Source organism: Brevibacillus dissolubilis (assembly GCF_006170445.1).
Lineage (GTDB): Bacteria > Bacillota > Bacilli > Brevibacillales > Brevibacillaceae > Brevibacillus_B > Brevibacillus_B dissolubilis.
This window is the reverse complement of the sequence record NZ_VCNA01000005.1, coordinates 235,585-247,936: the sequence shown is the minus strand read 5'-3', so window position 1 is coordinate 247,936 and position 12,352 is coordinate 235,585. Positions and strand designations below refer to the sequence as shown.

Here is a 12,352-nt window from a genome sequence, read left to right as displayed (position 1 = left end):
TGCGGGAGCTGTGGCGGCTGGCAATCTGCTCCCCTTCTTAAAAATCCGCAAGGATGCTGATTCTGTCCGCTCCGAAACAAGCAAAAGCGGGCCGGGTCAAAAAGGGTTTGAAGAAGCCTATTCGTACGAAGAGGTTTGCCCCTAAGCGGACTCGAAGAGGCGAGGGTCTACGGTGGTGCGGGAGCTGTGGCGGCTGGCAATCTGCTCCCCTTCTTAAAAATCCGCAAGGATGCCGAGACTGTCCGCTCCGAAACAAGCAAAAGCGGCCGGGTCAAAAAGGGTTCGAAGAAGCCTATTCGTACGAAGAGGTTTGCCCCTAAGCAGACTCGAAGAGGCCTGCTGCTTTTGCTTGTTTCTCCGCTCAGCTGGATTTTTAAAGAGGCTCGCCGCTTGCCAGCCGCCACAGCTCCAGACAGCCATAGATTTAAAATAAGGAATAAAAGAAAAAAACTGGCCTTCCTCCATTTTTTCCTCATTACTCCTCGATGATTGGTAAACGGCGGATATGCACGAACTCAGGCATCTGCTTCTATACCATCTTTGCCTTATCCGAAGCTTTTTAAAGAAGTCGGCATCCACCTGCAGAGCGTGAGGAGCATCTGTTTGTAAGGAGACCGGCTGAACGAAGTGAGGGAAAGGCGACTGGAAAACAGATGCTCCTCACGCTCCTGTCGGAGCCACAACCTATAAAAAGAAGAAGGCAAAAGCCTCAAAAAGCACTTTTGCCTTTCTCACAAAACGAGTTTCCCAATCATCCCCGCTCCCGATTGGTCATCTGTTGCCAGACAGACCCTGCGGCTGCTTCTCCTTTTTCGATCCGTTCAATCGCCATCTTGATCTGCAACGCCACTTCAAACTCGGTATCGTGCTCAGCCTGACGCAAGGCATCCAGTGCTGTCTCATCCCCTGTTTCATAAAGGAAGCGGGCAGCACGCCAGCGGACGAGCTTGTTGGAGTCGCCAAGGGCCTTGATCATAGCTGGAATCGCTTGAGGATCACCGATATCAGACAGGGTATCACCTGCTGTGCGGCGGACGGAGACGGAGCTGTCTTTGAGGCCCTCATAGAGATAAGGGAGCACCTGTGCGCCGCCAATCATCCCGAAATAGACGACAGCCAGACGGCGAATCGAGGATTTTTCATCCTGTAACGCTTTCGCCAATACCGGGATATCCTCCTCAGTCGGGTTCATCTGCTCCAAGGCAGCATAGCGCTTGCGCCAGTCCGGATTGTCCAGCGTCGCAAGCGTGACCGGAATCGGTTCAGGTCTTGACACCGTCACCTCTTCGCCAGTCAGCTGTGGAGCCATCTTTACCAGCTCGTCCAACCGTGCCTGATCATATGCCGCGTCCAGCTCCTGCGCCATCTCTTCCCCGATCTGCTTCGGCTCACCGTAACGCACGCCTGCTTCTTCCCATTTGCGCTCCATGACAAGATTAGGCGAAGACGAACCAGCCTGCAGGGCAGCCTGGGCGAAGCGCTCCGGCAGCCCTTGGCGTGTCTGCTCCGTGCCTGTCACCAGCTTGATCTGCATCGGGATGCCACGGAACATCTGGACGAAGACCTGCACCTCGCCGTACGAATCGGCCGCTGCTGACGGGGCATTGCCGACCGATGTTCCATCGACGCTCCCACCCAGAATCTCACGGGCCTGCGCTAAGATCGGTTGCCAATCCGCTGTGGTGATCCGCTCCAATGCGATAAAATCCACCACATGAAACACGCTTCGCACGCCTTCGATTTCGAGTAATTTTTGTATATACACCGGGGCCGATGCCTTGGTTTCCTGTGTAAACGAAAGTTGGACGCCGGACGCCAATTTTTCGTCCATGGTCAGTTTCATTGTATTCGGGCTTGGTGTCGGTTCAATCGAGATGATGTTCAAGACCCATTCCTCCTTTTTCCAAAAAACAGCTTATCATGCCCAACGTACAATGTTGATACACGTTTGTCAAACATCGAAGTGTAAAGAGAAAATTTTGTCAATTTTTTGTACTTTTGTGCTAGGAATTGAATGGCAGAAGGAGAATGTATTACATCAACTACATTTTGGTGCAAGGATGGTTTTCAGCATGAAAAAAAGTCCTACCTCCACTCAGCCTCGTCCTACTGGTTTGCTGGAGCAGATTTTGGCCCACACGCCAGCCGGTGTCATGGCCGTCGATACATATGGTGTGATTCACTTCTGCAATGAGATGGCCGCCTCTCTGTTTGGCAGCACGATTGATGAGGTGATGCTCCAAAAGATCTATCATTTTATTCCTGATATCCGTACACTTGCAGACGGGCTTTATCCAACGAATGGCAGGCATATGTTTCAGGCACAGCGCCAAGATGGCTCTATTTTTCAAGTAGGGCTGAAAATCAATACATTCGTCTATGACGATACATGCTACTTTCTCGCAGTGATGGAGGACATCCCAGAGACCAAAGAGCAGAAAAAAACCGACGAGCAGCGGCAGTTCAAATTCACTTCGCTGTTTGAGCTGCATCCTGATGCTGCCTTTTCACTCGATCGAGAGGGGAGGTTTCAGCGGGTCAACGCCGCATTCGAACGCATCACCGGATACAGCTCCGAAGAGATTCTCCAGACCGAATGCTTCTCTCTGGTCGTCCCAGAGGAGCGCCCGCGCACCTACGAGATGTATTATCGAATCCTGGCCGGTGAGACGATAGACTTCGAGATTGTGATCCAGAACAAAGCAGGTGAACTCTTAGATATCCATATCACCGGGATTCCTATCATGATTGAACATACATCTATCGGCATTTATATCGTGGCCAAAGACATTACCGAACAAAAGCAGACCCGTGACGCCCTGCAACAAGCACAGCGCGAGTTGAAAGAGATGGTTCAAGAGCAGCAAGTCATCTTGTTCAAATATAAAAAAATCAACGGAAAATTCATCCACACAGTGGCCGCAGGCGAACTTCTGGAGCAGCTGAAGGCCGATCCCGTCATGATGATAGGCCGTGAGCTGTCCGATTTTGTTCCAGAATCGCTGGCTATCTATGCCCAAAGTTTTTACCAGCAGGCCTGGGAAGGTGAAGCCGTCAGCTTCGAGATTACTACTGGATCTGGCCGCACATTGTTGACCCGGCTCAAGCCGATCTATCGGGACGGTGAAATCTTGGAGGTGCTCGGCTCCGCCGTTGACATCACCTGCCTAAAAAAAGCCGAGGAAGAGCTGCGCAGCACCAAGGAATTGCTCGAATCGTTCATCAATCATACGACCGACGGCATTGTGCTGATGGACTGTGATTTTAACACGTTGCTAGTCAACCGTGCCATCGAAAAAATCTCCGGCTGGTCCGAAGCCGAAATCGTGGGCAAGCGTCTGCTTACCGTCCCCACCTTTCTGCTCGAGCAGGAGATGCGTATCTACGAGCAAGTCAAAGCAGGTGCCCACGTATCTGGCTATCAGACCGTCCGTCAGCGCAAAGACGGCTCTCTCTTCCATGCCAGTGTCACACTCTCTGCCGTACGCGATGCCAACGGCCACATCGTCGGGATCTCCGGCATCCTGCGGGATATCAGCGAACGCATCCATATGGAAGAAAAGCTGCGGAAAAGCGAGCAAAAATACCGTCTGATCGCCGATAACGTGAACGATCTGATCAGCTTGGTTGATATCGACGGTACGATCCGCTACGCCTCTCCCTCCCACCAGACCGTATTGGGACTTGATCCAGATTGGTTGGAAGGAAAGTATTCGTTTGATATGTTGCATCCAACCATGGTGGAGAAGGCCGGGATTCGTTTTCAGGAAATGGCGAAGACCAAGACACCGGTCTTTACCGAGTTCCGCCAACGTCACGGCTCAGGGGAATACCTGGTCATCGAAGCGTCGCTGAGCCCGATCACCAATGAACTGGGTCAAGTCACCAGCATTCTGGTGGTCAGCCGCGACATCACCGAACGCAAACGCACCGAAGAGCTGCTCCGCAATTCCGAAAAGCTCTCTGCCATCGGACAACTCGCCGCCGGAATCGCCCACGAAATTCGAAATCCACTGACTTCTCTGCGCGGCTTCATCCAGCTGATGCAGACGGCAGAAAGCCCGTACCAGTCGTATTTTGACATCATGATCTCTGAGCTTGACCGTATTAATTTTATCGTCAGCGAGCTCTTGTTCCTCGCCAAGCCGCAGGTCTCCCACTTCTCCATCCACCAGCCCGCCGCCCTGCTGCAGGACGTGATTTCCCTGATGGAATCGCAGGCGATCATGAACAACGTGCAGATTATCACACATTTTGAACCGGACGTACCTGACCTCTTCTGCGAGGATAAACAATTAAAACAGGTCTTTATCAACCTGCTGAAAAACTCCCTCGAAGCCATGCCCACCGGCGGGGAGCTGCACATCCATCTACAACAGAAGGAACCCGGTCACATCCAGATCAGCTTCATCGACCAAGGCTGCGGCATCCCCCAAGAACGCCTCCCCAAGCTTGGCGAACCCTTCTATACAACCAAAGAAAAAGGCACCGGGCTGGGTCTGATGGTGACCTATAAGATCATCCGCGATCACATGGGAAGCATTGAGTTTGCCAGTGAGGTGGAGAAGGGTACCACGGTGGATGTGGTACTGCCAGCGGGGAATCAGGATGAGTTAGTAATGAAGTTTGAGTAAGTTTTTGAAATCTAGGCGTTTCCTACGGTGAGGGTCTTTAGTCCTTGTCGTATGTTTTCATCTTTGTAATATCCAACACAAAATTCCTACCAAACGATTTCTTGCCCATAAGATGGCAGAGAAGCAGGGTTCCAGTGCGAACCTCTTTGAAAATCCCCCCAGCTTGGAAATAAACAAAAGTGGCCCACTTCCCTGAATCCGCCAAGGGGCAAACTCCTTCGCTTGAATCTGCTTATCCGAAACTTTTTGACCCGTCCCACTTTTGTTTATTTCCTAGCGGACAGTATAAGCATCCTTGCGAGTTTTCAAGCAGGTAAGCAATGGAACCCTGCTTCTCTCCCCCAACACGGGCTAATAAAAAGTACCCAACCTTCTCTCCATGTGTAGAAGGCTGGGTACTTGTTTTATTGTATGAAACTCCGTTGCACTGTGTTACGGGCAGATCTCCCGCTGCAAATACCTGTTTTGGATATCGCGGACAACATGCTCCAGATTGGTGGGGACTTGCGGGATCGAATACCCGACGAAGACCGGAGAGACGATGAAGCGCGGAATTACCTTGACCTTGATCGTGTCCCCAAAACGGTAGAAAAACAGATTGTAGCTGTTGCAGCTCTTATGAAAATGATTCATCACATAATGCGTGAGCATCTGGATGTAATCCGCCATCCGGTCGATCTGCTCACGGTCACGCAGAACGACGTTAAACTCGGAAAAACCGATGCGCGGTTGAGTAGAAAGATTACACGATACACCTGGCTGCTCGTCGATCAACACTCCCTCAAAATGATCGACATGGGTATGCTCCATGCAATCCACATGGTTGAGTCCAATGATCTGCATATGTGGATGATGAATCGAGCCGCCTGAATACGGCCCGTGGTTTTTGAAAAACATCACAGAGGTAAACTCCCCGCTCTCCTCCATCGCCCGCCAATGCTGGACGCCGAAACGGATCAGCCGATAGAGATGCTCCTTGTCATAGGTGGTCAGATCCGCGTCACAGTCATCTGTCTCGATCAGCACGGTCGGATAGGTGTCCTGCAACACCGGGTATTTATTTTTGAGGAGCATGATCGGGCCTTGTTCCTCGATGATGTCGGTCAGACTATCACGGTCGCAAAACGGGCAGGCCGTGCTGCGGTTAATGATGCTCTCTGGCTTTTGACTGCCGATCTGAAGATTAAACTGAAGCTGTCTGCTCTTTGTCACAAAAATCACCTGCTTCGTGCAAAAAATGACGAACCCATCTTTCTCCCTACTCTATCGCATTTTGGACAGATGATAAATATTCAAATGTTTGGTTGCATTCATTTTTGTCTGGCAATCATGGAAAAAAGCCAGGCAAACAGCCCTGCACTCACCAAGGCGCAGACAAGCACCGCCCCAAATACTCCAACAGGCGGCAGTGTCCCGGCCAATCCGATGATCAACGGAGCAAAAAATTTGCCCAACGTAAATTGGAGATTGGACGCTCCCATGTACTGTCCTCGCAGATCAGCAGGTGCATACTTGCTCACAAAGCTCTGTGCAACAGGTGTGCGAATCAGCTCTCCCAGCGTAAATACCGCCATGAAAGCAAACAGCATCCAGACATTGGCAGTAAACGACATCGCAAACATCGCCGTGCCAATCAGACACGCGGACAGCATCAAGGCATTGCGGTCACTCCAGTTCCGAAACCACCTGGTCACAAGCATCGTGCAGGTGATGACCAGTATCCCGTTCTCGCCCATCATCCAGCCATACACCTCTGTCCCACCTAGTGTGAACGTGCCATCTGCCCACGAGAACAGCGTCTGCACCGGGACATTTTCTCTGACATATACCGCCATGTACAGGCTGGTCTGCATATAGACGACCGCGATTAGGCTACTCGCCAACAGATAGACGGCAAACGGCTTATCGAGGAAAATCAGACGATAGCTGCGTAACTGTGCCACCAGTGGATTTTCGCGCTGTTGCTTCATCTGCTCCTGTTTTTGGCGCACGGGCAGTGTTTCTTTGACAAAAAGAGCGATCACCAGCGCATAGCCGATCAGCACCAATCCGCACAGCAGAGTCACCAACAGCCGATGATGCTCGAACACATACGCCCCAAGCACCGGCCCGAGCACAATACTTACATTCATCGCAGCATAAAAGACGGCAAACACACTCCGCCGCTCCGCTTCTTCAGTCAAATCCGCCACCATCGCCTGGCTTGCAGGCAGGTAGATCAGGTAGGCACTGCTCATGCCCACATACGCCAGATACTCCCACCACGAACCTGCTGACGAGGCGAACCAAAAGATTACAAACAACAGCCCCTGTGTCAGCATCCCGGCGATCATCGTCTTTTTCCGCCCGATCCGATCGGCCAGCCAGCCCCCTAAGAGACCTACAAACAGTCCCAATACCGAGGGCAGCGCCAGCATCCAGGCCGCTGTCTCTTTGCCATACTGGTTTGAAAAATACACCGCCATAAACGGAAAGAACATCCAAAAGAAAATCTGTATCAGCATCTCGCCGAACAGCCGTACTTGCAAATTACGATCCCACGTAAGCCATTTCATCGTTCGCATCCTCCATTTGGTCAGATCCGATGGCTTACAGGAATGCCTTGTCATGCTTTTATGGACTTGACAGGCATAGCAAAAAGGCCCTCCCCGCACTAGTGCATGCGGAAAGAAGCCCTCTTGCTTCCGTCAAAAATAAAGAGACAGAAAGCAATGCCGGCATCCTGTACATCATCAGTTATTCAGCTATTTTTTTCAAAAAGAAAAAGCTGCACGCCCCAAATCAGGGCATGGATTAACTGATGATCTGTACACTGATTGCCTCCACGGTTCATCGCTCCTGTCGAATAAGTATCGGTTTGAATACGTATCGGTTTGGGTAGAATTGTCACATGATTTCAGCATAAGCCAGCCGTCAGAAAAATGCAACCGTGCTACCCAAATCCTTACCCGCGTGCAGGCTCGAAAAACTCGATCCACTCACGGTCAGGGCCGCGGAAGAAGAAATAGCGTGCGCCGTTCGGCAGGGTAGTGATCTCGCTGTCGATCAGCTCGACGCCCAGCTCTTTGATACGCTCGATCTCTTCCTCCAGATCGTCTACGGTGAGGGCGATGTGGTGTACTTTGCCCTCTTCCGGCAGGTCGGAGTTGTAGCCTTGGATCAGCTCCAGCTCGGTTTCGTTGTGACCTTTGAAGCCGAGGAACGCCAGCTTGATGACGCCATTGGTGTGGTCAAGCGTGCCTTTGAGCTCCATACCGATCACATTGGTATAAAAAGCAATAGACGCTTCGATGTCGCGAACCATGATGCCCACGTGTTCCAGTTTTTTCACTGCCATGTTGGTTGTCCTCCTAGGTTGTATGTTTGCCATTCCTCTTCTCATTTCGCTGCCCATTCCCGCAAATCCTACTACTCTTGCAAGCGAAAGCGAGTCTCACTTCTATGGAAGCAGCGTCACAGCGGGCAAGCCTACATTCGACGCTGGAAGGCGCTCGGTACGGGAGTCAGCCTTGATGTAGCCGAGGCGGATCGTGCTTCCTTTAGTAATCCCAAGCGTCGTGAGCGGGAGGGAGGCTTCCACTGTGGTGGCATTTTTCACGTATTGGCTGGTTGGAAGCGACGTGACAAACTGCCAGGACCAGCTGTTGTTGGCACCGGTGTATTTGTAGAGAGAGCTGTTCTCTATCAGATAGTCGGCACCGCCTGCTGTCCAGTAGGAAGCGAGGTAGCCTGTCGCGTTGTTGTTGTCGGTGTCGAGATAGAACTGTCCCTTGACGTTGAGGCTTGTGCCTTGGACGAGCAGATAGAGGTTGGTGGCGTTATTGGCAGCTTTGAGCGTGGTTACGGTGGTTGTGCCTGTTGCCGCTGCCTGCACACTGCTCCAGTCGCTTGCATCCCCGTTGACGGTAATCGTCGGATAGCCTGGCGGCAGGGTCACCACTTCGAATCCACCTGTGCCTGTAGTCGAGCCATCACCATTGACGCGAATTTTACCTTTATCGGTCATGCGCTCGTTGACGGTGGCGTTATTGAGATGGGACGGATCTCCTGTGAAGGTGGTTCCATAGCTGTTACTCGGATCTGCGTAGACATGGAGCTGGTTGTTGCCGCTGGAGTACGAATAATCTGTCCATTGGAACGGGAAACCGTACATCGCGGCAGCCCACCACGCCATTTTGAACGGATCGGTGGTGCTGTCCGTTGGGGTTGCCCCTCTGGAAACATTGGTCGAAACAACTGCAATCTCTACTCCTTTGGAACGGTGGTAGGCAAGGGCCTTGTCTGCTTTTGTCGCCCAGCTGGATACCGAGGTGTACTTGCCGCCTGCGATCAGCCAGCTTTCCGCGAGATACCAGTCACCGGCACCTACCTTGGTCGGCACGGCAGCACCTGTCTCATCCACATCTGCCAGTACGTCGTCGATCCTCCATGCATTCATGAACACTTTGAGACCTGCGGCGTGCGCGTAATCGACCATCGTGTTCTGCCGAGCACGGGTCACGAGATAATCGTAGCCTGCATCATCGAAAAAGATTCCATAGACGCCCATCGCATCCCAGGCGTCTACCTTGGCCTGCAGCTGTTCATAGGTCAGGTTTTGCGTGGAGACGCCGAGGTCGACATAGCCGAAGACTTTTTTGCCCTTGGTATTGAGGTCGGCAATAATCTCTTGGGTGTTGGCATGATCACCGTGGCTGGTATCCTCAATCGTATCACCAAACACAATGACGTCAAACTGCCCAAACGTATCCTTCGCCTGCTGAAGTGTAGTCGCATCATTGACCAGCGAAGGCCAGCCATAATAAATCGCAAGCTTTTTCGGAGTCATAACAGGCTCAGTAGCCGCCTGTGCAGGCAACACTCCCAGAGAGATGAGCAGCAAGGCAAGCGTCGACAGGAGAAATTTTTTCATCCAGGTACCCCCATTTTCTTCGAGTTGGTTGGTTCTATCAACTCGTATTCTAAAGCAAAATGGAAGGAAAAGGTATGCTGAGTGGAAAGAAAAAACATCCATATTAGATGTCCTCCCATCTGTTATGGATGTTTTGCATTCGTTTTTTTGAACATCTATTCTCGAGCTAATTAACTAACTGCCAAATGATGAGGAAATCCATGAAGAGATATAGAAAAAGGACGTTCCATAAATAGCTGTTCATTTTCTCTGCTCTTTTATAGTCTATAGACCAAAAAATGACAGATAATGCGATGATGGTCATGCCAATTGATATTTCCCAAGCTGAATGAAAATGATATTCTCCCAGCAAAATGATAGCGAGAAAACCTAATATGTTGTGTATAACTGATCGATAAACAGCCAATTCCTTCTCCCTCCCCCACACTGATTCCTATGCTGAATACGCTTTGAACCTTACCGTACCGTGAAACGCATCGACATATACACCTCTACCCCTGTCTGTATAAACAATCGTTCCTAATGTGAATAATCCACAAGCCACCAGTATGTTTGCAATCCAACCAGGTAATCCACTAGAGGTGAGAATCGCGTTAATTGTACCTGTGGTCATTGCCGCACCCGCCGCAATATAGAGTGGATGTGATTTAATAGCCCGAATCAGATTCGTATGGAAATAAAAACGGTGTCCCCACCAAAAAAGATCGTAGTCCCAATAAGCCTTGGTATTAATAGTGGAGATCCGCATGCCACCTTGATCTGGATGCTTGTATGTGAACTTTCCATTGTTTACAATGAATTCGCTTTGATGTCGGTTCAAAATGCTATTGGTTTCTTTTATGATTTGCAAAACTTGATCTAATTCTTCCTGAGTTAGGATGTTGACCGCTTGATTACTTAAATAGTATCGTTTCTTTTTACTATCTAACTTTACATATTGGCTCATTTTTTGGACAAATCCTTGATCCACATTTGATTCTTTCACATTCTGAATGTTTGATGCCGCAGAGCCAACATAAGATGAAACAGTTAAACAGATTATTGTTACCGCTAAATAAGATAAGATCAGTTTTTTTATATTAACCATAATTAAGTGTCACATCCTATTGACTTAAGTTCAGTATCTAAATGACATTCTCTCAAATTAAAATTATATACCTTCATTAAAACATTCGACACATGTATGATTTGGTACATAAAATAAGGGTCAAAAAAAGCCACCCCATAAACTGGAGTGGCTCTTCCTATTATTGTCTATACTACTGCACCGTCACTGTCGCCGCCTGAAGCTGTACTGGCAAATAATCATACATATCAGCCGCGCTGCTGGTCACGGTCTCGATGTACCAGGTATAGTCTCCGGCAATCGTTGGTGCTGTCCAGTTGTTGAACGTGAAGGTCACGCTTTGGTTGCCCAGCAGATTGGCATTGGTGAAATAGACGTAGTTGCCGGAGAACGTCAGATTGCCCGACACGTTCGTTCCGTCACTCTTCACCGCCGTCACTGTGGACGCAGTTGGATCTGGCCACTTCGGCGGGGCCATCACCTTGATTTTATTAATCGGATAAGTGGACGGAGCACGCAGGGTGACTTTGACCGTCTGCTTCGTGCCGAGGCCTACCGTGGTTTTGTCAATGGAAGCCGTACCGCGACCATAATCGCCACGGATGCGCAGGAACTCATCGTAATAAGCGTCCGCTGTCGCTTTGTCGCGGATGATCATCAGGTTTTCGCTGTTGGTGTCGTTGGCATTGGCAGAGGCGTTGAACGAACCGGTTGCCACAGCGCCAATGGTGTAGCCCTTGTCGACGATGAGCACCTTGTTGTGCATTTTGCCATTGAAGCGGTTCTCTGCAATGCTTACCGGGATATCGGCATTCGCCAGATACGCCAGTTCACCGTATGGGCCATTGGAGCCGTATTGGCTGGAGTCGAAGATCCCCTCGACGTTCACCCCACGGTTTTTCGCATCGATAATCGCTTGGCGCAGATTGTCATCGGTGAAGCTGAAGTAATTAAAGTAGATATTGTATTTCGCATTGTTGACCAGATTGATCAGCTGCTGGATCGGATTATCCTCTGGTGCAAAATAGACTTCTACCGGAATGGTGCGGGTGGAGGTGCTCACACTTACTTTTTGCTGATCCGGGGTGGATGGAGAAGCTGTGCGGGTGAATTGTCCGTACACGTACATCTCTTCAAAATCCGTCTTGTAGATATCGGCCAGCTGCTGGGATTCCCACAGGATGGTGTTGTCGTAGTTGTTGGCATTGTCGGTGTCGGTCACATTGGCCGAACCCATCCACAGCTTGTTGCCGTCGAGGATCGCGTATTTGTTGTGCATCAGGGCGCTGCGGTTGTCGCCTTTGACCGCGATTCCGGCGCTGATGAGCTGCTGGGTGAAGGTGTTGGTGATGTAGTCGGTGTCCGTGATCAGACGAATTTGCACCCCACGGTTTTTGGCGCGGATGAATGCATCTACAATCGGCTGATAGCGAATCTCATAAAATGCACCGTCAATCGTAAACTGTGCCGCGTCGATATAGCGGACGAACGCATCCACGACATTTTCAGAAAACCCAGGGCCAAATGCAACCGTCTGACTGTCGTACGTGACGGCTTGGACAGCAGGAGCCTGCGCCAGCGGCAGGGTGATGCCAAGAGCAAGGGCGGCGGTGAGAGAGGCAGCGGTGATTTTACGAATCCACGATGATGTCAAAAGGAGAACCCCCGTTCATTTTCTGAGTTGTTTAAATGGTAAGAACATAATAATCACAAAATGAATATATCATGTTGTTTTATTTT

10 protein-coding genes are annotated in these 12,352 nt (G+C 50.3%); 3 read left to right on the top strand and 7 right to left on the bottom strand.

Annotation, left to right across the window (positions count from 1 at the left end; genetic code table 11):
* Positions 1–10: 10 nt before the first annotated feature.
* Together FGI41_RS25445 and FGI41_RS12065 are read left to right on the top strand one after the other, a co-directional pair.
* Positions 11–145, top strand: a complete 135-nt coding sequence (locus FGI41_RS25445; RefSeq protein WP_255298439.1) for a hypothetical protein — start codon at positions 11–13, stop codon at positions 143–145.
* Positions 146–186: 41 nt separating this feature from the next.
* The gene (locus tag FGI41_RS12065; RefSeq protein ID WP_139490395.1) at positions 187–489 is read left to right on the top strand and encodes a hypothetical protein; all 303 of its coding nucleotides are present in this window, start codon (positions 187–189) and stop codon (positions 487–489) included.
* A gap of 262 nt (positions 490–751) precedes the next feature.
* Here the strand turns inward: FGI41_RS12065 and FGI41_RS12060 are convergent, their stop codons facing one another.
* Positions 752–1,885: a virulence factor gene (locus FGI41_RS12060; protein WP_139490394.1), complete on the bottom strand. Its 1,134-nt coding sequence runs from the start codon at positions 1,883–1,885 to the stop codon at positions 752–754.
* 187 nt (positions 1,886–2,072) lie between these two features.
* Between FGI41_RS12060 and FGI41_RS12055 the strand changes: the two genes are divergently transcribed.
* The gene (locus tag FGI41_RS12055; protein ID WP_176560250.1) at positions 2,073–4,634 is read left to right on the top strand and encodes a PAS domain S-box protein; all 2,562 of its coding nucleotides are present in this window, start codon (positions 2,073–2,075) and stop codon (positions 4,632–4,634) included.
* A 432-nt stretch (positions 4,635–5,066) separates the two neighbouring features.
* On the opposite strand, the gene FGI41_RS12050 is transcribed toward FGI41_RS12055, so the two are convergent.
* The 6 genes from FGI41_RS12050 to FGI41_RS12025 form a co-directional block, all read right to left on the bottom strand.
* Positions 5,067–5,846, bottom strand: coding sequence for a DUF4931 domain-containing protein (locus FGI41_RS12050; protein WP_139490392.1), 780 nt, complete (start codon positions 5,844–5,846; stop codon positions 5,067–5,069).
* A gap of 98 nt (positions 5,847–5,944) precedes the next feature.
* Positions 5,945–7,189, bottom strand: coding sequence for an MDR family MFS transporter (locus tag FGI41_RS12045; protein WP_139490391.1), 1,245 nt, complete (start codon positions 7,187–7,189; stop codon positions 5,945–5,947).
* Positions 7,190–7,578: 389 nt separating this feature from the next.
* Positions 7,579–7,971, bottom strand: a complete 393-nt coding sequence (locus FGI41_RS12040; RefSeq protein ID WP_139490390.1) for a VOC family protein — start codon at positions 7,969–7,971, stop codon at positions 7,579–7,581.
* A gap of 102 nt (positions 7,972–8,073) precedes the next feature.
* Positions 8,074–9,546 carry a hypothetical protein gene (locus tag FGI41_RS12035; RefSeq protein ID WP_139490389.1) on the bottom strand — a complete coding sequence of 491 codons (1,473 nt, stop codon included), beginning with the start codon at positions 9,544–9,546 and terminating at the stop codon, positions 8,074–8,076.
* Positions 9,547–9,979: 433 nt separating this feature from the next.
* Complete coding sequence (locus FGI41_RS12030) at positions 9,980–10,633, bottom strand: hypothetical protein (protein ID WP_139490388.1); 654 nt, start codon at positions 10,631–10,633, stop codon at positions 9,980–9,982.
* Positions 10,634–10,805: 172 nt separating this feature from the next.
* Positions 10,806–12,266, bottom strand: a complete 1,461-nt coding sequence (locus FGI41_RS12025) for a phospholipase D-like domain-containing protein (RefSeq protein ID WP_139490387.1) — start codon at positions 12,264–12,266, stop codon at positions 10,806–10,808.
* Positions 12,267–12,352 lie beyond the last annotated feature (86 nt).

Excerpts from the sequence above, each read along its gene's own strand:
- FGI41_RS12045 (WP_139490391.1), bottom strand. The coding sequence starts at position 7,189 with ATGAAATGGCTTACGTGGGATCGTAATTTGCAAGTACGGCTGTTCGGC.
- FGI41_RS12055 (WP_176560250.1), top strand. The coding sequence starts at position 2,073 with ATGAAAAAAAGTCCTACCTCCACTCAGCCTCGTCCTACTGGTTTGCTG.
- FGI41_RS12040 (WP_139490390.1), bottom strand. The coding sequence starts at position 7,971 with ATGGCAGTGAAAAAACTGGAACACGTGGGCATCATGGTTCGCGACATC.
- FGI41_RS12035 (WP_139490389.1), bottom strand. The coding sequence starts at position 9,546 with ATGAAAAAATTTCTCCTGTCGACGCTTGCCTTGCTGCTCATCTCTCTG.
- FGI41_RS12030 (WP_139490388.1), bottom strand. The coding sequence starts at position 10,633 with ATGGTTAATATAAAAAAACTGATCTTATCTTATTTAGCGGTAACAATA.